The 22,815-nt window shown below is 68.1% G+C and carries 20 protein-coding genes; 15 read left to right on the forward strand and 5 right to left on the reverse strand.

Going from position 1 to position 22,815, the window contains the following annotated elements; translation table 11 throughout:
* Nucleotides 1-134 precede the first annotated feature (134 nt).
* The 3 genes from BLQ50_RS16340 to BLQ50_RS16350 all read left to right on the forward strand — a co-directional run bounded on the left by BLQ50_RS16340 (nt 135) and on the right by BLQ50_RS16350 (nt 2,772).
* Nucleotides 135-866 (forward strand): MIP/aquaporin family protein, encoded by a 732-nt coding sequence (locus BLQ50_RS16340; protein ID WP_093186015.1) that lies wholly within the window; start codon nt 135-137, stop codon nt 864-866.
* Nucleotides 867-934: 68 nt separating this feature from the next.
* Complete coding sequence (locus tag BLQ50_RS16345) at nt 935-1,960, forward strand: ATP-binding cassette domain-containing protein (RefSeq protein ID WP_281181335.1); 1,026 nt, start codon at nt 935-937, stop codon at nt 1,958-1,960.
* The gene (locus BLQ50_RS16350; RefSeq protein ID WP_093186018.1) at nt 1,957-2,772 is read left to right on the forward strand and encodes an ABC transporter permease; all 816 of its coding nucleotides are present in this window, start codon (nt 1,957-1,959) and stop codon (nt 2,770-2,772) included. The genes BLQ50_RS16345 and BLQ50_RS16350 overlap by 4 nt, the downstream gene beginning before the upstream one ends.
* Nucleotides 2,773-2,784: 12 nt before the next feature.
* Here BLQ50_RS16350 and BLQ50_RS16355 read toward each other — a convergent pair whose 3' ends face one another.
* Nucleotides 2,785-3,516 (reverse strand): YggS family pyridoxal phosphate-dependent enzyme, encoded by a 732-nt coding sequence (locus BLQ50_RS16355; RefSeq protein ID WP_093186020.1) that lies wholly within the window; start codon nt 3,514-3,516, stop codon nt 2,785-2,787.
* A gap of 43 nt (nt 3,517-3,559) precedes the next feature.
* Here BLQ50_RS16355 and BLQ50_RS16360 point away from each other — a divergent pair, with 43 nt between their 5' ends.
* Together BLQ50_RS16360 and BLQ50_RS16365 are read left to right on the forward strand one after the other, a co-directional pair.
* Nucleotides 3,560-4,951 carry a DUF2079 domain-containing protein gene (locus tag BLQ50_RS16360; protein WP_175559173.1) on the forward strand — a complete coding sequence of 464 codons (1,392 nt, stop codon included), beginning with the start codon at nt 3,560-3,562 and terminating at the stop codon, nt 4,949-4,951.
* 32 nt (nt 4,952-4,983) lie between these two features.
* A complete protein-coding gene (locus tag BLQ50_RS16365; RefSeq protein ID WP_093186026.1) occupies nt 4,984-5,385 on the forward strand; it encodes a YccF domain-containing protein in 402 nt (133 codons plus the stop codon).
* Nucleotides 5,386-5,427: 42 nt separating this feature from the next.
* On the opposite strand, the gene ybaK is transcribed toward BLQ50_RS16365, so the two are convergent.
* The 4 genes from ybaK to BLQ50_RS16385 all read right to left on the reverse strand — a co-directional run bounded on the left by ybaK (nt 5,428) and on the right by BLQ50_RS16385 (nt 10,285).
* Entirely contained in the window at nt 5,428-5,940 is a 513-nt protein-coding gene (ybaK, locus tag BLQ50_RS16370; protein ID WP_093186028.1) for a Cys-tRNA(Pro) deacylase, read from the reverse strand.
* Between the two features lie 40 nt (nt 5,941-5,980).
* Nucleotides 5,981-8,599, reverse strand: coding sequence for a DEAD/DEAH box helicase (locus tag BLQ50_RS16375; RefSeq protein ID WP_093186031.1), 2,619 nt, complete (start codon nt 8,597-8,599; stop codon nt 5,981-5,983).
* 10 nt (nt 8,600-8,609) lie between these two features.
* Nucleotides 8,610-9,086: a DUF3817 domain-containing protein gene (locus tag BLQ50_RS16380; RefSeq protein WP_245701324.1), complete on the reverse strand. Its 477-nt coding sequence runs from the start codon at nt 9,084-9,086 to the stop codon at nt 8,610-8,612.
* Between the two features lie 137 nt (nt 9,087-9,223).
* Nucleotides 9,224-10,285: a LacI family DNA-binding transcriptional regulator gene (locus BLQ50_RS16385; RefSeq protein ID WP_093186033.1), complete on the reverse strand. Its 1,062-nt coding sequence runs from the start codon at nt 10,283-10,285 to the stop codon at nt 9,224-9,226.
* Nucleotides 10,286-10,585: 300 nt separating this feature from the next.
* On the opposite strand from BLQ50_RS16385, the gene BLQ50_RS16390 reads away from it, so the two are divergent.
* The 10 genes from BLQ50_RS16390 (at nt 10,586) to BLQ50_RS16435 (ending at nt 22,810) form a co-directional block, all read left to right on the forward strand.
* Nucleotides 10,586-11,881, forward strand: a complete 1,296-nt coding sequence (locus tag BLQ50_RS16390) for an ABC transporter substrate-binding protein (RefSeq protein ID WP_175559174.1) — start codon at nt 10,586-10,588, stop codon at nt 11,879-11,881.
* Between the two features lie 205 nt (nt 11,882-12,086).
* Nucleotides 12,087-12,917, forward strand: coding sequence for a carbohydrate ABC transporter permease (locus BLQ50_RS16395; protein WP_245701325.1), 831 nt, complete (start codon nt 12,087-12,089; stop codon nt 12,915-12,917).
* The gene (locus tag BLQ50_RS16400; protein ID WP_093186041.1) at nt 12,914-13,852 is read left to right on the forward strand and encodes a carbohydrate ABC transporter permease; all 939 of its coding nucleotides are present in this window, start codon (nt 12,914-12,916) and stop codon (nt 13,850-13,852) included. Before BLQ50_RS16395 ends, BLQ50_RS16400 begins: the two co-directional genes overlap by 4 nt.
* A gap of 41 nt (nt 13,853-13,893) precedes the next feature.
* The gene (locus BLQ50_RS16405; protein ID WP_093186233.1) at nt 13,894-14,658 is read left to right on the forward strand and encodes an SDR family NAD(P)-dependent oxidoreductase; all 765 of its coding nucleotides are present in this window, start codon (nt 13,894-13,896) and stop codon (nt 14,656-14,658) included.
* Nucleotides 14,655-16,478: a heparinase II/III domain-containing protein gene (locus tag BLQ50_RS16410; protein WP_093186044.1), complete on the forward strand. Its 1,824-nt coding sequence runs from the start codon at nt 14,655-14,657 to the stop codon at nt 16,476-16,478. Before BLQ50_RS16405 ends, BLQ50_RS16410 begins: the two co-directional genes overlap by 4 nt.
* Entirely contained in the window at nt 16,475-18,436 is a 1,962-nt protein-coding gene (locus BLQ50_RS16415) for a DUF4962 domain-containing protein (protein ID WP_093186047.1), read from the forward strand. The genes BLQ50_RS16410 and BLQ50_RS16415 overlap by 4 nt, the downstream gene beginning before the upstream one ends.
* Nucleotides 18,433-19,062: a DUF624 domain-containing protein gene (locus tag BLQ50_RS16420; RefSeq protein ID WP_093186049.1), complete on the forward strand. Its 630-nt coding sequence runs from the start codon at nt 18,433-18,435 to the stop codon at nt 19,060-19,062. Before BLQ50_RS16415 ends, BLQ50_RS16420 begins: the two co-directional genes overlap by 4 nt.
* Complete coding sequence (locus BLQ50_RS16425; RefSeq protein ID WP_093186052.1) at nt 19,062-20,243, forward strand: MFS transporter; 1,182 nt, start codon at nt 19,062-19,064, stop codon at nt 20,241-20,243. Before BLQ50_RS16420 ends, BLQ50_RS16425 begins: the two co-directional genes overlap by 1 nt.
* A gap of 33 nt (nt 20,244-20,276) precedes the next feature.
* Complete coding sequence (locus BLQ50_RS16430) at nt 20,277-21,275, forward strand: acetylxylan esterase (protein ID WP_093186054.1); 999 nt, start codon at nt 20,277-20,279, stop codon at nt 21,273-21,275.
* Nucleotides 21,276-21,337: 62 nt separating this feature from the next.
* On the forward strand, nt 21,338-22,810 hold the full coding sequence (locus BLQ50_RS16435; RefSeq protein ID WP_093186057.1) for an alanine/glycine:cation symporter family protein: 1,473 nt from the start codon (nt 21,338-21,340) through the stop codon (nt 22,808-22,810).
* Nucleotides 22,811-22,815 lie beyond the last annotated feature (5 nt).

Raw genomic sequence — 22,815 nt, forward strand, 5'->3', positions numbered from 1 at the left:
CAATCGCCTATCCGATACGCAGGAGCAAATCCGAGCCGTTCAGGCTAGGTTGCTCCGCAGACCCCCGCCGGCTCCCTGACCTGGGTCAGGGCCGGCGCAATCACACGGAACGACCGAAGAGAGCGAGCGAAGCGATGGAGTATTCCCTGACCCTGAAGGTCCTGTGCGAGTTCATCGGGACCGCGATCCTCATCATCATCGGCAACGGGACGGTCGCCAACGTCCACCTCAAGGGCAGCAAGGGCTACCACGGCGGATGGAGCCTCATCGCGATGGGCTACGGCTTCGGCGTGATGATCCCGGTGATGATGTTCGCCGGTATCTCCGGCGCCCAGATCAACCCCGCGATGACCCTGGCCCTGGCGATCAACGGGCACCAGGGCTGGGACGTCGTGCCGTGGTTCATCCTCGCCCAGCTGCTCGGGGCGATGGCGGGGCAGATGGCGATCGTCATCACGCACAAGCCGTACTACGACCGCACCGAAGACCCCGAGGACATCCTCGCGACGTTCTCGACGATCAACGCGGCCCAGAGTCGCGTCAACGGCTTCGCCAATGAGTTCCTCGGCACCATGGTGCTGACCTCCTGCGCGCTGGGGATCCTCAACTCTCCGACCTTCGCCGGGGAGCCCGGAGCGGCCGCGCTCGGCGTCGGGTTCCTCGTGTGGGCGCTCGTCGTCGGGCTCGGCGGGCCGACCGGGCCCGCGCTCAACCCCGCGCGCGACCTCGGCCCGCGCATCCTGCACGCGCTGCTGCCGCTCAAGAACAAGGGCACGTCGGACTGGGGCTACTCCTGGGTCCCGGTCGCCGCGCCGATCACCGGCGCGATCGTCGGCGTGGCCGGGTACACGGCCCTGCTCGGCTAGCCCGGCGACGCGGCCGCGCATCGCGGCCAAGGCTCGCACCCAGCCGGGCCGAGTCGTAGGGTGGAAATGTGATCTACGCCACAGGCGCGTCTCGGCAGGAGGTCGGGGCCCCTCCGGTCATCCAAGCCCGCGGCCTCGCCAAGCGCTACGGGAAGGTCGTAGCGCTCGACGGCGTCGACCTCGACGTCCCGGCCGGGACCGTCCTCGGGCTGCTCGGCCCCAACGGAGCCGGCAAGACGACGATCGTGCGGATCCTGGCCACCCTGCTCAAGGCCGACGAGGGAATGGCGACCGTTGCCGGGATCGACGTCCGCGACGACCCGCGCGAGGTGCGCCGCCACATCGGCCTGTCCGGGCAGTACGCGGCTGTCGACGAGTACCTCACCGGCTTCGAGAACCTCGACATGATCGGACGCCTCTACCACCTGGGGCGCAAGCACAGCCGGAACCGGGCGCGCGAGCTCCTCGCGCAGTTCGATCTCGAGGATGCCGGCGACCGCCCCACGCGCACGTATTCGGGGGGCATGCGTCGCCGGCTCGACCTCGCCGGCGCGCTCGTCGCCCACCCGCCGGTGCTCTTCCTCGACGAACCGACGACCGGCCTCGACCCGCGCGGGCGCATCCAGATGTGGGAGGTGATCCGCACCCTCGTCGCGGAGGGCGTGACGCTGCTGCTGACCACCCAGTACCTCGAGGAGGCGGACATCCTCGCGGACGAGATCGTCGTGATCGACCACGGCAAGGCGATCGCCCGGGGCACTGCGGACCAGCTCAAGCTCCAGGTGGGCGGGGAGCGCCTCGAGGTGACCATCCGCGATCGGGCCCGGCTCACCGACGCGGAGCAACTGATGGCCGGCCTGGGCAGCAGTCCCCAGAACGACCTCGAGCGACGGATCCTCGCCGTCTCGGCCGACGGCGTCGCCACTCTCTCCGCGGCGCTGCACGCCTTCGAAGATGCCGGGATCGAGCTGGACGACGTCGGGCTGCGCCGCCCCACGCTCGACGACGCATTCCTGGCACTCACCGGGCGCACGACCGAGGAGATCGACGCAGCGAAAGACGCGACGGGAACCAAGGGACAGGTCGAGCGATGAAGGTCCCCTACGTGCTGGCCGACGCCGCGGTCGTGGCCAAGCGAAACATCATCAAGATCAAGCGCGTCCCTGACCTCCTCGTCTTCACCACGCTGTCGCCGATCATGTTTGTGCTGCTCTTCGCGTACGTGTTCGGCGGGGCCATCAACGTCGGCGGCTCGGCTGCGAGCAGCCAGGCATACCGAGAGTTCCTCATCGCCGGGATCTTCGCCCAGACGGTGATCTTCGGTGCGACGATCACCGGCGCGGGCCTGGCCGAGGATGTGAAGAAGGGTGTGATCGATCGCTTCCGGTCCTTGCCCATGGCCCCGTCTGCCGTGCTCACCGGGCGGACGCTCTCCGACGTCGTGAACAACATCATCGTGCTCGTGGTCATGTCGCTCACCGGGTTGCTCGTCGGCTGGCGCATCCACGGGACGTTCTGGGAAGCCGCGGCAGGATACGGTCTGCTGCTCGTCTTCGCCTACGCGATCTCGTGGATCATGGCGTGGATCGGCATGCTCGTGCCGAGCCCCGAGGTCGTCAACAACGCGTCTTTCATCGTCATCTTCCCGCTCACCTTCGTCGCCAACACCTTCGTGCCGCTCGAGACGCTCCCTGCGGCCCTGCAGCCCTTCGCCGAGTGGAACCCCGTCTCCGCGGTGACCCAGGCCGCCCGTGAGCTCTTCGGCAACATCCCGCCCGGAACGCCCGCGCCCACCGCCTGGCCGCTGCTCCATCCCGAGGTGTACACGCTCATCTGGACGGTCGTGACGCTCGCGGTGTTCATCCCGATCGCCAATGCGCAGTACCGCAGGTCGACGAGCCGCTGATCCGGCCTCCCGTCACGACGGGCGTGCGCCGAACACAGCCGAGCCGACCCGCACGATCGTGGCACCCTCTGCGACCGCCCACTCGAGGTCGCGGCTCATCCCCATCGACAGCTCCTGAGCGAGCGCCGTGGCTGCGGCGCCCGACCCGGTGACGCGGTCGCGGACGCTGCGTAGCAGCTCAAACTCCGCCCGGGCCACGCGCTCGTCCAGGGTGGGCGACGCGATAGTCATGAATCCCTGCAGTGCCAGGCCCGGCAGGTCCGCGACCTCGTGGGCGAGGTCGACCGCGCGGTCGGGAGCGACCCCGGCCTTGGACTCCTCACCTGAGACATTGACCTGGATCATGACGTCGAGGGGGACCAGTGGACTGCCCGCACCCACGCGTGCCGACAGCTTCGCGGCGAGCTCGAGGGAATCGATCGTCTCCACGCACGCGTGGCCGTGCAGCGCGAGGGCCCGCAGCGCGTGGTTGATCTTGTTGGACTGCAGCGGACCGATCAGGTGCGCCGTGACCTGCAGGTCCGCGAGCGCGGGTGCCTTCTCCACGAGCTCTTGCACGCGGTTCTCCCCGATGAGCAGCGCGCCGGCCGGCGCGCTGCGCAGAGCCTCCCGCACGACGTCGGCCGATCGGGTCTTGGTGGCCAGCAGCAGCCGGACGGTGGCCCGGTCCCGGCCCACCGCGTGGCAGGTGTCGTCGATACGCTCCTGGACGCGCGCGAGGGCGTGAGCAACGGTGGCTGGCATGGACAGCATCGTAGTTGGCCCGCGGATGCGCCAGACTGTTTGCGTGAGACACCTCCGTACCCACTGGCCGGTGGGCCTGCTCACTCTCGTCGCATTCCTCGTCTACCTCGTGCTGTCCCTCGCGCGGTGGCACCGATGGGCCAATCCGTCGTGGGACCTGGCGATCTTCGAGCAGGCAGTCAAGGGCTACGCACACCTGAGCGCGCCGATCGTGAGTATCAAGGGACCCGACTTCAACCAGCTCGGTGACCATTTTTCACCGCTCCTGGTGGTTCTGGCTCCGTTCTACCGGCTCTTCCCGTCACCGGTCACCCTGCTCGTGGCCCAGTGCGTCCTCGTCGCCGTCTCGATCATCCCGATCACGGTGACCGCGCGCCGGATCCTCGGATCGTGGCAGGGGCTGGGTATGGGGTTTGCCTACGCCTTCGCCTGGGGGATCCAGTCCGCGATCGACGTCCAGTTCCACGAGTACGCGCTCGCGGTCCCGCTGCTGGCCTTCGGGATGGCGGCATTCCTCAACGAGCGGTGGCGGGCGAGCGCCCTCTGGATCGTGCTGCTGCTCGGGGTCAAGGAAGACCTCGGGCTGACGGTCGCGGCCTTCGGGGCAGTGCTCTGGCTGCGCGGGCAACGCCGTCTGGGAGCGATCGTGGCCGGAGTGGGCGTCGTCGGCATGGCGCTCATCGTCGGTGTGATCATCCCGGCGTTCAATCCGAACGGCCGCTACGACTACTGGGGCAAGCTCGGCGGGGGCTCCAGGGAGCAGGCGAGCCTGCTCGCCGGCATGGGCCACCTGGTCACGGGCTTCTTCAGCCCGTCGATCAAGCTCCACACGATCCTGCTGCTCCTTGTCATCACGGCCTTCGTCGCGCTGCGCTCACCGCTTGCGCTGGTGATCGTCCCGACCATGGTGTGGCGCTTCGCCGGATCGACGGAGTTCTACTGGGGGACGACTTGGCACTATTCGGTCATCCTCATGCCGGTCATGTTCGCGGCCGCGATCGACGGGCTGCGGCTGCTGCGCGCCTCGCGGGCACGCCTGCTGCGCGGTTACGCGATGGTGGCGCCCGCGCTCATGGTGATCATCGCCGTCGTGCTCACGTTCCAGTACCCGCTGAGAGACTTGTGGGACCCGCAGACCTACGAGCGCGGCGACCGGATCGCGGTCGCCCAGCGCGCGGTCGACGCCGTCCCGGTCGGGGCGAGCGTGGCCAGCGACCGCGGGTTGATCGTGCAGCTGGCGACCGATCACGAGGTGTTCTGGATCTCCACGGACCCCTCGGTGCGGCCCGACTACGTGGTCTTCGACCTGCAGACCTGGGGCGCCGACCCGCCTGGCGACGTCGTCGCCTACGTCGAGGGGCTCTTCCCGGGGACCACGTACCGCGTGGTCTTCGACGAGTGGGACTACGCCGTCGTGGCGCGGGTGGCCGGCTAGCGCTCTGTGCCCCATGCACCTACGGTCGAGGCATGAAGACGCTGCTGAACATCATCTGGCTCGTGCTGTCGGGGTTCTGGCTGGCGATCGGATACGCCTTCGCCGGGATCATCTGCTGCATCCTCATCGTCACGATCCCCTTCGGGATCGCGTCCTTCCGGATGGCGAACTACGTGCTGTGGCCCTTCGGCCGAGTCGTCGTCGACCACCCGCAGGCCGGCGCCTGGTCGACCCTGGGCAACATCGTGTGGCTCATCGTCGCCGGGTGGTGGCTCGCCCTCGGGCACCTCGCCACGGGCATCGCCATGTGCGTGACGATCATCGGCATCCCGCTGGGCATCGCCAGCTTCAAGATGATCCCGATCTCGCTCCTGCCGCTCGGCAAGCAGATCGTGCCGAGCAACCAGCCCTATCCCGGCTACCAGCACGCCTGACCGGCGCCGGGTCGACGGGCCGGGGCGCAGGCGCCCGCGAGGCTAGTCCCGGGCGATCGGCGCCGTCGTCGCGCGGGTGGCCGCGACCAGGTCCGACGGCGCGAGCCCGACGTCGAGCCCGCGGCGCCCGCCCGAGACGTACACCGTGTCGAAGCCGAGGGCGGAGTCGTCGATGATCGTCGTGTGCGCGGTGCGCTGGCCGAGCGGGGAGATGCCGCCGACGACGTAGCCGGTCGCGCGCTCGGCGTCGGCTTGCTCGGCCATGACCGCCTTCTTGCCGCCGGCGGCGTGCGCGAGCGCCTTGAGGTCAAGCGTGCGGTCCACCGGCACGACGGCGACCACGAGGTGGGCATCGACCGCGGCCATGAGGGTCTTGAACACCCGTGGGGGCTCGATGCCGATCGCCTGGGCAGCCTCGAGGCCGTAGCCGAGATCGCTCAGCGGATCGTGCTCGTAGGGGTGCACAGTATGGGCGATCCCCGCTTTCTCGAGGGCGACGATCGCCGGGGTCGCGCCGTGTGGACTCTTCGCTACCTTCTTCGCGTTCTTCGACATGGCCCTACGCTAGCCGCTGCCCGCACCGCCCACCCAGGACCTACATCGGCGCGACACCGGTCACCCGGAGCACGGCCTCCCCGGCCTCGTCGCTCGCGTCGAGGTCGACGATCACGGTGATCGCCCAGTCGTGGTCGCCGTCGGGGTCGTCGAGGACCTGACGGACGGTCCACAGCCGCGGGTTGCCGTCCACGCCCTCGGTGATGGTCACGAGCTTGGGGGAGCGGGCCGCGGGGTCGATGCCGATCGCGTCGTCGCCGTAGTGGTCGAACATCGGGTCGAGGGCATCGGCCCAGGCGTCGGCGTCCCAGCCGTCCTTGCCGTCGAGGGAGCCGAGCGTGGAGTAGGCCTCGCGGGCGGCGAGCTCGACCCGCTTGAACAGGGCGTTGCGCAGCAGCACCCGGAAGGACCGGACGTTCCCGGTGACCGGGCGGGCCGGGGCCTCGGTGCCGGTCCCGTTGAGCGGGGAGTCGCCGGTGAGGGAGTCGGCGTCGTCGTCGACGGGGTTGGCCAGGCGCTCCCACTCGTCGAGCAGGCTCGAGTCGACGCCGCGCACGAGCTCACCGAGCCACTCGATGATCTCCTCGACCTCCTCGGTGCGGTGCTCGGCCGAGACGGTCTGACGTAGCGTCCGGTAGGCGTCGGCGAGGTAGCGCAGCACCACGCCCTCGGTGCGGTCGAGCTGGTACTTGGAGACGAACTCGTTGAAGGTCTGCGCCCGCTCGACCATGTCCCGGACCACGGACTTGGGGGAGAGTTCCTGATCGGCGATCCACGGGTTCGACTTCTTGTACGTGGCGAAGGCTGCCTGGAGCATCTCCTCGAGCGGCTTGGGCCACAGCACGTCCTCGAGCGCGGCCATCCGCTCGTCGTAGTCGTAGCCCTCGGCCTTCATGGCGCCGATCGCCTCGCCGCGGGCGGCGCGCTGCTGGCCGTAGAGCACCTGACGTGGGTCGTCCAGGGTCGCCTCGATGACGGAGACGACGTCGAGGGCGTGGGTGGGCGACGTCGGCTCGAGCAGGTCCAGGGCCGCGAGGGCGAAGGGCGACAGCGGCTGGTTGAGCGCGAAGTCGCGGGGCAGGTCGACCATGAGCCGCACGGTGTAGCTACCGCCGGGGTTGCGCACCTTCTCCACGATGCCGGCCTGGCGCAGGGAGCGGTAGATCCGGAACACCTGGCGCACGTGCGCGGCCTTCTGCGGCTCGGTGTCGTGGTTGGTGGTGAGCAGGTGACGCATGGCGTCGATCGGATCGCCGCTCGTCGCGGTGCTGCGCGCCAGGACGTTGAGGACCATGGCATGGCTGACCGTGAAGTGGCTGGTGAGCGGCTCGGGATCGGCGTCACGCAGGCGCTCGAAGGTCTTGTCCGTCCAGTTGACGGCCCCGGCCGGGGCCTTCTTGCGGACGATCTTCTTGATCTTCTTCGGGTCGTCGCCGGCTCGCTCGAGGAGCTTGCGGTTCTCGATGACGTGCTCGGGGGCCATGACCAGGACGTCGCCGACGGTGTCGTAGCCGGCCCGCCCGGCCCGCCCGGAGATCTGGTGGAACTCACGCGCGGAGAGGTGGCGCATGCGCTCGCCGTCGAACTTGACCAGGGAGGTGAGCAGAACCGTGCGGATCGGGACGTTGATGCCGACGCCGAGGGTGTCGGTTCCGCAGACGACCTTGAGCAGGCCCTTCTGGGTGAGGCGTTCGACGACGCGGCGGTACTTGGGCAGCATCCCGGCGTGGTGGACGCCGATGCCCTGGCGCAGGTACTTGCTGAGCGACTTTCCGAAGCCGGAGGTGAATCGGAAATCGCCCAGCTCTTCGACGATCGCGTCCTTCTCGGCGCGGCTGGCCACGTTCATGCTCATGAGCGACTGCGCGCGGTCGACGGCGTCCTTCTGGGTGAAGTGCACGACGTAGACCGGGGAGCGGTGGGTGTGCACGAGGTCTTCGATGACCTCGACGAGCGGTTCGATGACGTAGTTGAAGTTCAGCGGCACGGGGCGATCGGCGCTCGTGACCACCGCGACCGAACGACCGGTGCGCTCCTCGAGGTCCTTCTCGAACATGTCGGTGTCACCGAGGGTGGCGGACATGAGCAGGAACTGCGCCTGCGGAAGCTCCAGGAGTGGCACCTGCCAGGCCCAGCCGCGCTGGGGGTCGGCGTAGAAGTGGAACTCGTCCATGACGACCTGGTCGACGCCGGGGTCCTCCGCCTCGACGCCGCCCGTGCGCAGCGCGATGTTGGCGAGGATCTCCGCCGTGCAGCAGATGATCGGGGCCGTCGGGTTGACCGAGGAGTCGCCCGTCATCATGCCGACGTTCTCCGAGCCGAAGGCGTCGACGAGGGCGAAGAACTTCTCGCTCACCAGGGCCTTGAGCGGCGCGGTGTAGAACGACCGCTTGCCCTCGGCGAGGGCGACGTAGTGCGCCCCGATCGCCACGAGAGACTTCCCCGACCCGGTCGGGGTGCTGAGGATGACGTGCGAGCCGGAGACCAGCTCGATGAGCGCCTCGGACTGCGCGGGGTAGAGGTCCAGCCCACGATCGTTGGCCCAGGAGGTGAAGCCCTCGTACAGCTCGTCAGGGTCCGGCGCCTTGCCGTCGACGGCGGGCGGGATGTGGCTGAGGAGGCTGATCGAGGCAGGTGCGGGGGTGGTCACCCGGACCATTCTCCCAGGTTTACCGGCCCCACGTCCCAGGCGGGCCGAGGGTGAGCAGGACGGACATGATGATGATGGCGCCGGCGACGAAGATGCCCACGAAGGTTGCCGGGTGCCCCAGCATCCAGCGCAGCAGCGTGTCCACCCGGCCCCGGTCACGCGGGTCGTCGGAGGCGGTGGTGCGCCATCCGCCGTCGAGCAGGCCCTTGCGGTCGACCGCGAGGTCGAAGGGGATGGTCGCGTAAGGCACGACGGCGGAGACCACCGCGAGCGCGGTGAGCCGGGCGGGCCAGCGCTGGTTGAGCCCGACGACGATCGCGGTGAGCACGTAGACGATGAAGACGAATCCGTGCACCCCGCCGCCGATCTTGACCGGCACCGGCCCGGCGTCGAAGCCGTACTTGGCGATCATCCCGGCGATGAGCAGGGTCCATGTCACAGCCTCGGCGATGGCGACGACGCGGAAGAAAATGCGTGGGGTCAGGCTGCGGGGCACAAGCACTCCGATGGTGGGATGAATTCTATGAGGTGCCCATTCTCTCGCGGCGTCGGGTCCTGGAGATCAACCGAAGGATGGAGGCGTGCCGTGCCGGGTGTGGTGCGACCCGGCCGACGATCAGTGGCCCCCGCGGCTCAGCTCTCTTCCGCGGTCCTCGGTGGCGCCGTCGACGCGCGGACGACAAGCTCGGGTCGCAACAGGACGGAGCGTCCTGGCTCGGTCTCGGGACGCGTCCCGTGCGCGAGGATCTCTTCGATCGCGAGACGGGCCATCTGGGCGATCGGCTGGCGCACGGTCGTCAACGGTGGGTCGTAGAGGTCAGCGAGGATGATGTCGTCGAAGCCGACCACGGATACGTCTCTTCCGACCGTCAGGCCCAGGTCGCGCAGTCCCCGGCACACACCCAGAGCGGTCATGTCGTTGATCGCGACGACTGCGGTCGGAGGGGTGGGCTGGGAGAAGATCTCGTGCGCCGCGCGCCGGCCGACCTCGGCGGCCTCGACGTCGCCGAAGGGTGCCTGGTCCAGGCCGGACCAGCTGCGGGCGTCGCCGACGTCGAGGCCTGCGGACTCGAGGGCCGTGCAGAATCCTCGGTAGCGGCCCGTGCGGTTCACCGATCCCAGTGATCCGGAGACGAAGGTGAGCCGCTCGTGGCCCAGGTCGATGAGGTGCTGGGTGGCCAGGTGACCGCCCATGACGTTGTTGATGCTGATGGACACGACACTCGCGGGGTCGTCGGGCTGGGCTGGGCGGTCGAAGGTGACGAGCTCGAGCCCGCGCTCGATGATCGGGACGAGGTGACCGAGTGAGGGGAGTGAGGTGCATAGAACCATGCCTCGGATGCCGTCGTCCCAGAGCTCTTCGACGTAGTCGCGCTCGCGCTCTGGGTCGCGCTCGGAGTTGCAGAGCAGGACGTTGAATCCCTGGGCGAGGGCGGCCGCCTCAAGTTCGCGCGCGAACGCTCCCCAGAAGGGGTTGCCGACCGAGGGGACGATGAGCCCGATCGTGCGGGTGCGGCCGGTGCGGAGCTGGCGCGCTGCGCGATTAGGGCGGTAGCCCAGGCGAGCGATCGCGGCCGAGACGCGTTCCTGTGTCTCGGGGAGCATGCGTTCGGCCCTGCCGTTGAGCAGGTTCGAGACCGTGCTAGGAGATACGCCCGCTGCGCGGGCGACCTCCTGGATGGTTACTTGTCCCACTGTGCTGTCCGTTCACTCATCGCACTGCCTGCTCGTCGGTGAGGGGCAAAATTGATGCATCGATACATCAGAATGGTACAGGACTTTTCACATGTTCTGGCTGTTGGAGAGGGGGTGAACGGCACTCTTCTCTTGACGCTCCAGGGAATGCCGCCTACGGTCGGTGTAACGTTGCACCAGACAACACCAGTCGGCGAAGGCGCCGGACCTGGTTGGTGGGACGACCACGACGATGACGTCGGCACAGGAGCGCGAGGCCTCGGGCCGTACCGTTCCCGCCCGGCGAAGGGAGCACTTCGCATGAGGATGATACGAACGCACGCAGCTGCCGTGGCCTTTGCCGCCACCGCAGCCCTGACCCTGAGTGCATGCAGCAGCGCCGACGGTGGCACCAGTGCCGGGGACGGGACCGTCAGCGGGGACATTACCTTGCTCTCCCCGATCTTCGAGGGGAGCGAAGGGCAGCGACTTCTTGAGGACGAACTCCTCCCGCAGTTCTATGCGAAGTATCCCGACGTCAAGGTCACGGTGGACTACACCACCTACAACCAGCTCAACGAGAAGCTCACCACAGCGGTGGCCTCCGGGCTCGTCCCCGACGTCATGATGATGGGCGTGGGCTGGGTCGAGAGCTTCGCCGACCGTGGAGTGCTCGCCAACCTCAGTGAGACAGGCCTCACCCAGGAGAAGCTCGAGGAGTCCTACACCAAGGAGATCGTCGAAGCGGGCATGTGGGAAGACAGCGTCTACGCGCTGCCGATCATGTTGGACACGCGATTCGGCGTGGCCCGCATGGATCTGCTGCGCGAGGCTGGCTACGACGCCCCGCCGAAGACATGGGATGAGCTCACCGAGATGTCCAAGGCTCTCACCGTGCGCTCCGAGGACGGCACCCTCCAGCGCACCGGGTTCGACGTCCAATCGATGGACCCCCGCCAGATGTTCATGACCATGCTCTTCTCCGCAGGCGGCGACCTGTTCACCGAGGACCTGACCGCCCCGGCGTTCAACTCACCGGCGGGCGTCGATGCGCTCGAGTTCGTCTCCGACCTCATTCACGTGGACAAGGTCGAGGACATCGGCTTCTCCTCAGCGAGCGCAGACCCGAACCCCCTTGTCAACGGCCGTGCAGCGATGGCCATCGCCCACAACAACGTGTGGAGTCAGTTCGAGAAGGCTGCGCCGGAGCTGCTCGGCGAGCTTCAGCCCTTCGTCATCCAGGGCGAGGCGTCGGGGATGTTCTTCGGAGGGACGCTTGCCACGGTCTCAGCCAAGTCAAAGCACCCTGAGGCCGCGCAGGCGCTCATGGAGTTTCTCGCGAGCCCCGGGCCGGCGCTCGCCGCGAACGAGCAGCGCGGCAACGTGCCCGCGCTGACCGAGCTCCTCGACAGCGACTACGTGCAAGGCAACCCACTCGTCCAGTTCGCCATGGAGAACCTTGATGTCGCCCGCCGCGAGGGCGGACCGGCCCAGTGGCTCGAGATCCGTGGCACCTTCAAGCCCGCGATCGAGGCTGCGCTGCTGGGACAGCAGACCCCCCAGGAAGCGCTCGATGGCCTCGCGAAGAGTGCGCAGACGGCGATCGACCGCAAGTGACTCGTGGTGCACGGGGCGCGTGGTCCCGCGCCACTCGTCCCGCACTCCGGACCCATGCTGTGAGGGAACTATGACGACGACAAAACCAGCAGCAGGCTTGCGCACTGCGGGCGCTGCTGCGAAGGAATCACCCCGCAAACCCACACCGGCCCGCTCGAAGCAACATCCCCAGGGCAACAAGAAGCTGCGCCGCGCTGGCTGGCTCATGGTGACTCCCTCCATCCTGCACATCGGGCTATGGACGGCGTTGCCGGTGATCGCAACCTTCGTGCTGAGCTTCACCAACTACAACGTGTTCGATGCCCCACGGTGGATCGGTTTCGAGAACTACATCGAGGTCTGGAATGACCCGACATTCCGCAAAGCCACGTGGAACACGGTCGTCTACACCTTCTGGACCGTTCCGGTGTCGATGGCGATCGCCGTGGTCATCGCCGTCATGCTCAACCAGAAGATGCGGTTCCAGACCTGGTACCGGGCGGCGTTCTTCTTGCCGCAGGTGACCGCGACCGTCGCGATCGCGATGGTGTGGCTGTGGATCTTCAACCCGCAGCAAGGGCTTCTCAATGCGGCACTGTCCGTCGTGGGGATCCCCGGCAAGTCATGGCTCGCCGACCCGGACTGGGCACTGTGGGCCGTGATCCTGGTCGGGGTGTGGCAGGGGATCGGCATGAAGATGCTCATCTACATCGCCGCTCTGCAGAACATCGACGAGAGCCTCTATGAGGCGGCGTCGATCGATGGCGCGTCGTCGATCCGCAAGTTCTTCTCGATCACGTTGCCGATGCTCAAGCCAGCGACCTTCTTCGTGTTCGTCATCTCGGTCATCGGCGCCTTCCAGGTCTTCGACCAGGTGTACGTGCTCACCGACGGCGGGCCAGCGAACGCCACGACGATGATGACTTACGAGGTCTACCGCTCCGCCTTCCAGAACTTCCGGATGGGCATGGCCTCGGCGCAGTCGGTCTTCCTGTTCGCCTTCCTGCTCGTCATGACCCTGGCCAGCCGACGACTGACCCGAGGTGAAGACGGATGAGCGCCGAAGCAGTCAAGACCACCCAGCCAGGGGAGGTCCCCGTGACACCTGACAAGGCCGCCCGCGGCCGGGCAGCCCGCAGACGGTCGACGCACATCGCCCTCAACATCGCCCTGTCGATCGGCGCACTGACCATGATCATCCCGTTCCTGTGGATGATCGTCACCTCGCTCAAGAGCCCGGCTGACCTCGCCCAGTTCCCGCCGTCCCTGCTCCCCAAGGACTGGGTATGGAGCAACTACCCCGAGGCGCTCAAGGCTGCCCCGTTCCACATCTACTTCCGGAACAGCTTCATCATCTCTGCGGGGCACACGATGATCACCCTGGCGCTGGGCGCGATGGCCGGCTACTCGCTCGCAAGAATCCCGTTCCGTGGCCGGGAGATCGTCTTCATGTCCTTCGTGGCCATGCTCATGATCCCCACCTACACCAAGATCGTCCCGCAGTTCCTCCTCGTGAAGTTCATGCCGTTCTTCGGCGGGAACGACGTGTTCGGACAGGGCGGCACCGGGTGGCTCAACACCTGGTGGGCGCTCATCATCCCCGGTGGGCTCAGCGCGTCGGCGATCTTTCTCTTCCGGCAGTTCTACCTCTCGCTGCCCAAGGAGCTCGAGGAGGCCGCGCGCCTCGACGGGCTCGGAGAGTTCCGCATCTTCGCCCAGATCTATACCCCGCTGATCAAGCCAGCGCTGGCCACGGTGGGACTGCTGACCTTCCAGGAGAGCTGGAACAACTTCCTGTGGCCGTTGCTGGTCACGACCCGCGACGACCTGCGAGTGATCCAGGTCGGCCTGGCGGTGTTCCGCCAGCTCGACGGGACCTCCTGGAACTACCTCATGGCAGGGACCACCCTGGCCACGCTGCCGATGGTGCTGCTCTTCCTGTTCTGCCAGAGGTACTTCGTGCAGGGCTTCGCCAACGCAGGAATCAAATGACCATCCGTCTCGACCCACCCACACCGACCGAAGGACCTGACATGCAGATCGATCTCACTGGACGCACCGCCCTCGTCACAGGTGGCGGCACCGGCATCGGAGCTGCCATCGCCCGCGCCCTTGCGGCCGCCGGAGCCGACGTCGCCGTGCACTACGGCCACAACGCGGAGGGCGCCCGTGCCGTCGCTCGCGACGTCGAAGCCGCTGGGCGTCGTGCGGTCGTCGTCGGGGGAGACCTCACCGACCCTGCCCAGGCTGATGCCGTCGTCCTGGCAGCAGTCGAGGGGCTCGGCGGTCTCGACATCCTCGTCAACAATGCCGGCCACCTCGTGGGCCGCGCCACCGTCGGGGAGATGAGCGACGAGCACTGGGCGGCCGTCATGGGCGTCAACGTGTCGAGCACGTTCTTCGTCTGCCGCGCGGCGGTCAAGCATCTGGAGGTGTCGGGGCGTGGGCGCGTGATTCTCATGTCCTCGCTCGCCTCCGAGAACGGTGGAGGAGCCGGTTCGGTGGCGTATGCGGCGGCCAAGGCCGCGGTCGTCGGGTTCGGGCGAGGTCTCGCCAAGGAGCTCGCGGGCTCGCAGGTGACAGTCAATGCGTTGGCCCCGGGGTTCATAGGAGACACTCCGTTCCACAACACCTTCACCCCGACAGGCGCGCAGGCCGCCATCGTGAGCGGCATCCCGTTGCAGCGGGCCGGCACGGTCGAAGATGTGGCCGGCACGGCCGTCTTCCTTGCCTCGGACCTTGCCTCGTTCATCACCGGTCAGGTCGTCGACATCAACGGCGGAGCGAACTTCCGGTGACGGTGATCACTCAGGCACGCGGTGGGTGGTGGCACGACTACGTGTGCCCCACCCACGGCACTGAGCTTGACGAACCTGTCGATGGCGTCTTCCCCTGCCGTTACGGGTGCCGGCTCTCCGACGAGCGGCTGGCCGGTGCCTGGACGGTTCTCGACCACCAGAGGCGTGCTCGCCGCGCGAGGCTGCTTGCCCGGCAGGGCGCGGTCTCCGGATCATCGTCAGACAAGGCGCAGGCTGTAGGGATCGTCTGCGAGTTCGCCGATCTCTACCAGACCCTGGCCACCAGCTGGAGCGAGACGAGCGAGCCGTGGATGCTGCGCGGCAAGCTGTTCTCGCAGGCGCTCACCGAGGCGATCTGGGCGACCCAGCTCGCTGACGTGATCGTGGTTCTCGCAGACGACGAAAAGTCCCGGGAGGCCCTCACCCCTGAGGTCCCAGCCATGCTCGACGGGTTGCTGGCGACTGTTGAAGCAGCACGGCACGTGCTCGTCGTCGAGCAGGGGAACCCGCAGAGCAACTACACCGCATGGCTCGACGCCGCCGGGCACATGCTCAGTCGTGCGCGATCCACGCTCGGCTCGACCCCAGGCCTGCCAGCCACTGCCACCCGGTGGGTCGAGCGTTCCTGGGAGCACGCCAAGCTCGCGGTCGGAGCCGACGGGTGGGAGTGGGAGGGATCGACGTACTATCACCTCTTCGTCCTGCGGGCCTACCTGCTCACTCACCGCGGCATCCGACCGGACACCATCGAGGCGGGCACGCTCGACCGGCTCGCCTCGATGGTCCGTGCGCTCGCGGAGATCGCGGCACCCGACGGTTCGCTTCCCGCGCTCCACGACGGTCCCTACGACCGGCGCGAAGTGCACCTCGAGGTCCTCGAGATCTGCATGCTCGCCCGCCAGATGTGGGCAACTACCGGGCTCGGTACGGTCGAGGCCCATGCTCGGGCGCAGCTGGCCACAAGCGCCGGAGGCTACGACGGGCTCGAAGACCTGCTGGACGGATGGTTCGACGGCCCGCCCCTCATGGCCATCACCACCTCGCGGGCCTCGCGCACCTTCGACCAGGTGGGGTATGCGGTCCTGCGAGACTGCGATGACACCTGGCAGGCAGTGCTCGACGCCGGACCGCACGGCGGCTCGCACGGTCACCTGGACAAGCTCGGCCTCTACCTCTACGGAGCCGCTGCGCCCTGGCAGCCCGCCCCCGGGGTGCCGCCGTACGCCAGCAGGCTGCGCCACGGCTACTACGCCCGAACCGTGGCCCATCCGACCGTGCGCGTCGACGACGCGGACCAGACCGAGTCAACCGGTGCTCTGACGACGTGGGACACGGACGGGACGACAACCCGGGTGATGGCTCGTGCGGACTCCTCATACCCCGGTGTCCGGCTCAGCCGTGAGGTCGTCATGACGGCCGACTACCTCCTCGACGTCGTCACAGCCGAGGCGGAGACCGAACGCACGATGACCCTCGGGCTGCGCCCGGCCGTCCCGCTCGAGATCACTGCGCAGGGCGAGGGATGGGTGAGCCGTTGGACAGGCTCGGCACGCACCGACCTGCACGGTCTGCATGCCGCCTCGGTCCCGTCCGCCATCGAGCTCACCCCTGGACGCGGCCCCTCGAACGACCCGGCCCGCCTCCTCGCCCTCGGGGAGTGGACCGCACGTGCTGCTTGCGTGAGCTGGGTCTCGGTCTACCACCAAGGTTCCCAGCCGCGGCTCCGTCATCTTGAGCTCGTGGCAGAGACAACAGGCCTGGCGGCCGTACGGGTACACCACCTCGACGGTACGACGACAGAACATGAGGTCAGCAGATGAGCTCCCCCCTTCTTCTCGACGGTCGTGAGGACCAGCTCCGCCGTGAGCTGGCCGACGTCCGCGCCCCGCAGCTGCGCCGGCTGCTCGACGAGTGCGAGCGCTACCGCAGCGTCGAGCTGCCCACCGAGCACCCGCTCGCGTCGATCACCTACCTCGGCCCGGCGGCCGCCAACCTCGCGCTCGCCTTCCGCCTCACAGGCCAGGCCCAGTACCTCGCCGAGCTGCGCCGCTGGGTGAAGACCGCAGTGGACTTCCCCCACTGGGGCAAGGCCAACCTGCCCGACCACGACCTCGACGCCGGCTGGCTCCTGCACGGCCTCGCACTTGCATACTCCTGGGCGGGCTCCGCGCTGCCCGACGACGAGCGCGCGGCCCTGCGAGACAAGCTCGTCCTGCAAGGCACCCGGTTGTACGACTTTGCCGTCACCTCTCAGGGGCGGTGGTGGTCGTCGTCGTTCTGGCAGAACCACAACTGGATCTGCTACGCAGGCCTGGCCACCGCCGGGTACGTCCTCACCGAAGAGCACCCCGAGGCCAAGGCGTGGACCGATCGCGCCAAGGAGAACTTCTCGACCGTCCTCGACATGCTTCCTGAGGACGGCTCGAACAATGAGGGCGTCGTCTACTGGCGCTATGGCGTGCCGTGGATCGTCAGCTACCTGGATGTGCTGCGCGCGGCCGAGGGCATCGACTGGTATCCGCGGAGCAGCTATCTGCGAGAGACCTTCTGGTTCCGCCTGTACCAGTCAGCGCCCGACCTCGAGCGGATCATCGACCACGGCGACTGCCACGACAGGCGCAGCGGCCACAGCGTCGCCCTCTACTCCAAGCTTGCCGCCGAGTACCGCATCCCGCAGGCACAGTGGCTCGCGCGTACCGTCGCGACCGACTTTTTCTGGCGCGAGGCCTACGAGAGCGGCGTCAAGCCCGGAGTGCGCGCCGAGGCCTACCAGGAGCTGCTCTGGCACGACCCGACCGTCCCTGAGGAGGACCTCCGCGCGGTTCCGACTGCCAGGTTCTTCCCCGATCTCGGACTCGTCTCCGCACGCACCTCTTGGGCGCCCGACGCCGTGGCGGTCTCCTTCAAGGCGTCCCCGGGAGGTGGGCACAAGGCATGGCGCATCTCGCACGAGGAGCGCTCGCGGTCCGGGTGGGTGACCCTCAACGCTGGTCACCACCATCCCGACTCGGGCAGCTTCGTGCTGCTGGGTCACGGGTCCTACCTCGCGGTCGACGACGGATATGCCTCACGCAAGAGGACTGAGCATCACAGCACGATCCTCGTGGACGGCTTGGGCTTCGCCAACGAAGATCGCTACCACGTCTTCGAAGACCTCCCCGTGGAACGGACCGCGCAGATCCTCACCCACACGATCCGTGACGGCTGGGTCCATGCGGTGAGCGAGTCGGGGGCCATGTACCACCCCGACCTCGGCGTCGAGCAGGTCAGGCGACACCTGACGATGACTCCGAGCGGAGTCCTTGTCGTCGTCGACGACCTGCGGGCGGCGCAGCCGCGGAGCTGGACCTGGTTGCTGCAGACGGACAACCCGGCCGAGCCGAGAGGCGCAGGGCGATGGCTCGCCCCGGCAGGGACGGGACAGCTGCACGTGCTCGGCCTAGCACCCAGCGGTACCACCGACGACGTGGTCCGCACGGCTGTTCACGCCAACCCGACGTCGTCGACGCCCAGCCTGGCGATCGAGAAGATCCAGCACACCGTCCGACGCACGACCGAACCGAGCCGGACCGCCCAGTTCGTGAGCGTTCTCGTCCCCGCGTCGTGGGACGACGACGTCCTCCCGAGCGCGGAGGTCGAGCTCACCGAGACCGGGGTCGCCGTTGTGGTCGAGCACGGTGGTCTCCGCGAGGAGGTCACCGTGCTTCTGGACGGTGACGTCGACGGGGAAGGGTTCTTCGGCCAGACAGCCGGGACGCGCCAGGCGGTAGGGGCATGAGCGTCGTGACAGCACCCCGACGTCGTTGGGAGCACAAGCTGCTCACCATCTTGAGCTACCCGGCGAACCTCATGTTCGCGGGCGTCGCCGCGGCGATCCTCTCTCTTGGGGTCGTCACCGCACTGCCCGCTGCCATCGCGGCGAGCCGCGCGATGAGCCTCTGGCTGCGGGACGGTGAGGACGCCGTGTTCACGACGACCTTCAAGGAGTTCGCAGCCACCTGGCGGCGTAGTCTTCCCCTCGGGGTCGCCTCGGTGGTCATCGTGCTGGTGCTCTCTGCCAACACCGTGTTCTTGTGGGGCCGCGCGGGCTCTGGAGCTGACGGGCCAGCCCTCCTGCTCGGTGCAGCGACAGCTGTGCTCGGCTGCGCGGGTGCGCTCGTGCTGCTCGCTCTGCCCGTCGCCACGACGCGCAGCCCGGACGGCGACCGCCGCAGCTGGCTCATCGAGTCCGCCTACCTCGTCGCGCGGCGACCGTTGCGATCGGTGATCCTCCTTGGCATCGTCGTCGCCGTCGCCGCGACCTTCTACCTGCTGCCGACGCTCGTCCCCTTCGTGGGGATCTCCATCCCGGTCTACCTCGCCCTCGTCACCTTCGGTCATGGCCCTGTGAACGAGCTGCCGTAGTGCCGGAACCGCAGCTGCCATGGGCCCGGACCCCGCCCGCCCTGTGGGTCCTGTACACCGACACCTTCACGATGGCTGTCGGCTTCTACATGCTCATCCCGCTGCTGGCCATCCACTTCCTCGACAACCTCGGGCTCTCCGTCGCCCTCGTCGGGGTGCTGGCGGCCGTACGGTCCTTCTGCCAGCACGGTCTCATGCCGGTCTCAGGGTGGATCGCGGACCGGATCGACTTCCGGTGGGCGATCAGCGCCGGTGTGCTCGTGCGAGCGGTAGGTTTTGCGCTGCTCGGCTCGGCGGACTCGGTCACCGGCCTCGTCGTCGCCTCGGTGCTCACCGGGCTCGGCGGGTCTCTGTTCCACCCTGCGAGCTACGCGGCCTACGCAGCTCTCACTGAGGGGCTCGACACGGTGCGCGTCTACGCCACCCGTGAGCTGCTCTCGAACCTGGGTTTTGTCGTCGGTCCGGTGGTTGGCAGCGCAGTCGCCGGGCTCGACTTCCGGTGGGTCAGCTTCACGTCCGCGGCCTTGTTCCTCCTTGCCTTCGTCGTGACCGTGGTTGGCTTGCCCGGTGGACTGGCCGGGGAACCGGGCAACTCCCCGTCGATGCGCGCGGTCCTGGCCGACAGGGCATTCGTGCGGTACTGCGTGCTGGCTGGAGCCGTGTGGCTGCTCGTCTCCCAGCTCTACCTGCTTGTCCCGCTCCGGGCCACGAGCGTCCTCCCGGACACGATCGGGCTCGGGGTCGTGTACTCGGCGTCGGCGGTCCTCATGGTCGTCACGATGCTGCCGCTCACGCGGTTCGTCTCTGCGCGTCTGGGCAAGGGGCCGATCCTCGCCTGCGGCGCCGTCGGTCTTGCTGCGGGCATCTGCACGATGGGCGCTTGGGGGACGACTGCTGGGCTGCTGGTGGGGATAGGCCTGTTCACCGTGGGGCAGATGCTCACTCAGCCGGTCATGAGTGCCGTGGTCGCCGGCTTCGCCACCCCAGGGGCGACTGCGTCGTACTTCGGTGTGCAGGGCATCGCCCAGGCCGTCGGGGGAGTGGTCGGCAACGTCGGTGGGGGCCTGCTCTACACGCTGGCCTCTGGCACCGGTCTGGTGGCCTGGACGCCCTGGCTCGCCTTCGCGCTCTGGGGTGCAGCGTGCGCCTTCTTCCTCCTCCGCCCCGGCATCGTCCGATGACAATGCATGGGGAACCCATGAAAGGAAACACCCATGTTCGTCGACTCATCCCTCGAGTCTCTCGTCGACTACCTGCCAGCGGTCGAAGAGCAACCTGACTTCGATGCGTTCTGGGCCAGGACCCTTGCAGAGTCTCCCCGAACCGATGCCACCTTCGAGCCCGTCGATCTGGGCTTGGCAACCGTGACCGTCTACGACGTGACCTTCACAGGATGGGCCGGCCAGCCCGTCAAGGCATGGTTCCTCGTGCCCCGGGAGCAGCCTGGAAGACCGCGGGAGCGGCTGCCCGCGATCGTGCAGTACATCGGCTACAACGGTGGTCGCGGCATCCCCTACGAGTGGCTCACCTGGAGCGCCGCAGGCTACGCCCACCTCGTCATGGACAACCGGGGCCAGGGCGGTGGCGGCAAGACCGTCTCTCATACAGCCGACATCAACCCCGCCGGGCACGGGTCGTCTGCGCCAGGTTTTCTCACGAACGGGATCGAGTCACCCGAGAACCACTTCTACCGCAGGCTCATCACCGATGCCGTCCGCGCCGTCGACGCGATCAAGCAGGCCCCCGGCGTCGATCCCGAGCGCGTGGCGATCCTCGGCGGGAGCCAGGGCGGCGGGTTGGCGCTCGCGGTCGCCGGCCTGCGCGACGACGTCCGGGCGGCGATCGTCGACGTCCCCTTCATGTGCCACTACCGGCGCGCGTCCACGGTGACCGACGCTGGCCCATACGCCGAGATCCGGCGCTGGCTCAGTGGGCACCGCGACCAGGTCGAGTTGGCTATGCGCACCCTGTCCTACGTCGATGGGGTGAACTTCGCCCGGCGTGCGAGCTGCCCGGCCTGGTTCTCCGTCGCGCTCATGGACACCATCTGCCCTCCGTCCACGGTCTACGCCGCCTACAACCACTATGCAGGTCCCGCCCAGATCGAGGTCTTCCCCTACAACGGCCACGAGGGCGGCGGACTCTACGACGTGCCCCGCAAGTTCACCGTCCTGGCACAGACGATAGGCCGGCCTCGCGGACTGGATGCCTAAGGGGGGCGTGGCGTACTCAATGGACCTAATCTTCGAGAACCAATCGCGTCGAAGGGCACACCATGGACACGCTCAGGACCTCGCTCATCGACCCGGTGAGCAACTTCCTCTACACCTACGTGCTCATCTACCTGCTCGTGGGCGCGGGCATCTACTTCACGGTGCGCACCCGCGCGGTCCAGGTGCGCATGGCTCGGCAGATGTGGCGGGTGATCGCCGGATCCCGTGGGCACTCCGAGGGCGGGATCTCCTCCTTCCAAGCCTTCTGCGTCGGGCTCGCCTCGCGGGTGGGCACCGGGAACATCGTCGGCGTCGCGATCGCCCTCACCCTGGGCGGACCGGGCGCGATCTTCTGGATGTGGGTCGTGGCGTTCCTGGGGATGGCGACCGCCTTCATCGAGTCGACGCTGGGGCAGATGTTCAAGGTCCGCAACGAAGACGGCAGCTACCGCGGCGGGCCGGCGTACTACATCCAGCGTGGGCTGGGCTCGCGGCCCTTCGCGGTGGTCTTCGCTCTGCTGCTCATCTTCGCCTTCGGCTTCGCGTTCAACATGGTCCAGTCCAACACCATCTCCGATGCCCTCGCCGGCCACGGCGTGAGCACGTCCTGGACCGCCGTGGGCCTGATGGTCCTCGCCGCCCCGGTGCTCTTCGGCGGGGTCCGCCGGGTCGCCTCGGTCGCCGGGGTGCTGCTGCCGATCATGGCAGGCGCCTACGTGCTGCTCGCCCTCGTCGTGGTCGGGCTCAACCTGGGCGAGATCCCCCACGCGATCACCACGATCATCAACGGCGCCTTCGGCCTCGACCAGGCGGTCGCCGGGACCGCGGGCGGGATCCTCGCTGCGCTGCTCAACGGCGTCAAGCGCGGCCTGTTCTCCAATGAGGCCGGCATGGGTAGCGCCCCGAATACCGCCGCGACCGCGACGGTCAGCCACCCCGCCAAGCAGGGCCTCATCCAGTCCCTCGGGGTGTTCGTGGACACCATGGTCGTGTGCTCGGCGACCGCGTTCATGATCCTCGTGGCCGGTCCCACCGTCTACGACCCGGGGGCCACGACCGACGTGGTCGGCGCGTCGCTGACCACGTCCGCGATCGCCGAGGCGCTGGGCACCTGGACGACGCCGCTCATGACCGTCCTGCTCTTCGTCTTCGCCTTCTCCTCGGTCCTGGGCAACTATTCCTACGCCGAGGTCAACCTGTCCTTCCTCGGGGTGCGGGGCAGAGGGCTGACCGCCCTGCGGACCCTGGTCCTGGCGGCGGTCGGGGTGGGCTCGCTGCTCAGCCTGGACGTGGTCTGGGCGCTCGCGGACATCGCCATGGCGCTCATGGCGATCGTCAACCTGGTGGCCATCACCCTGCTCGGGAGATGGGCCTTCGGTGCGCTGCGCGACTATGAGGGCAAGGTGCGGGCGGGGCAGGGGGACGACCGCTTCGTCGGCGCGGGGAACCCGTTGCTGCCCGGTGACCTGCCGGGGGACATCTGGGTGCCGGGGGCGAGTGACGCGCAGCCGGTCGCGGTGTCCGGCTCTGTGTGAGGAAG

It is taken from the genome of Sanguibacter gelidistatuariae, from assembly GCF_900096585.1.
GTDB lineage: Bacteria > Actinomycetota > Actinomycetes > Actinomycetales > Cellulomonadaceae > Sanguibacter > Sanguibacter gelidistatuariae.

Bases quoted from the DNA above. Each gene is read 5' to 3' on its own strand.
- BLQ50_RS16435 (WP_093186057.1), top strand. From the start codon at position 21,338: ATGGACACGCTCAGGACCTCGCTCATCGACCCGGTGAGCAACTTCCTC.
- BLQ50_RS16375 (WP_093186031.1), bottom strand. From the start codon at position 8,599: ATGGTCCGGGTGACCACCCCCGCACCTGCCTCGATCAGCCTCCTCAGC.
- BLQ50_RS16395 (WP_245701325.1), top strand. From the start codon at position 12,087: ATGGTGACTCCCTCCATCCTGCACATCGGGCTATGGACGGCGTTGCCG.
- ybaK (WP_093186028.1), bottom strand. From the start codon at position 5,940: ATGTCGAAGAACGCGAAGAAGGTAGCGAAGAGTCCACACGGCGCGACC.
- BLQ50_RS16430 (WP_093186054.1), top strand. From the start codon at position 20,277: ATGTTCGTCGACTCATCCCTCGAGTCTCTCGTCGACTACCTGCCAGCG.
- BLQ50_RS16350 (WP_093186018.1), top strand. From the start codon at position 1,957: ATGAAGGTCCCCTACGTGCTGGCCGACGCCGCGGTCGTGGCCAAGCGA.
- BLQ50_RS16415 (WP_093186047.1), top strand. From the start codon at position 16,475: ATGAGCTCCCCCCTTCTTCTCGACGGTCGTGAGGACCAGCTCCGCCGT.
- BLQ50_RS16365 (WP_093186026.1), top strand. From the start codon at position 4,984: ATGAAGACGCTGCTGAACATCATCTGGCTCGTGCTGTCGGGGTTCTGG.
- BLQ50_RS16405 (WP_093186233.1), top strand. From the start codon at position 13,894: ATGCAGATCGATCTCACTGGACGCACCGCCCTCGTCACAGGTGGCGGC.
- BLQ50_RS16400 (WP_093186041.1), top strand. From the start codon at position 12,914: ATGAGCGCCGAAGCAGTCAAGACCACCCAGCCAGGGGAGGTCCCCGTG.
- BLQ50_RS16340 (WP_093186015.1), top strand. From the start codon at position 135: ATGGAGTATTCCCTGACCCTGAAGGTCCTGTGCGAGTTCATCGGGACC.
- BLQ50_RS16355 (WP_093186020.1), bottom strand. From the start codon at position 3,516: ATGCCAGCCACCGTTGCTCACGCCCTCGCGCGCGTCCAGGAGCGTATC.
- BLQ50_RS16390 (WP_175559174.1), top strand. From the start codon at position 10,586: ATGAGGATGATACGAACGCACGCAGCTGCCGTGGCCTTTGCCGCCACC.
- BLQ50_RS16420 (WP_093186049.1), top strand. From the start codon at position 18,433: ATGAGCGTCGTGACAGCACCCCGACGTCGTTGGGAGCACAAGCTGCTC.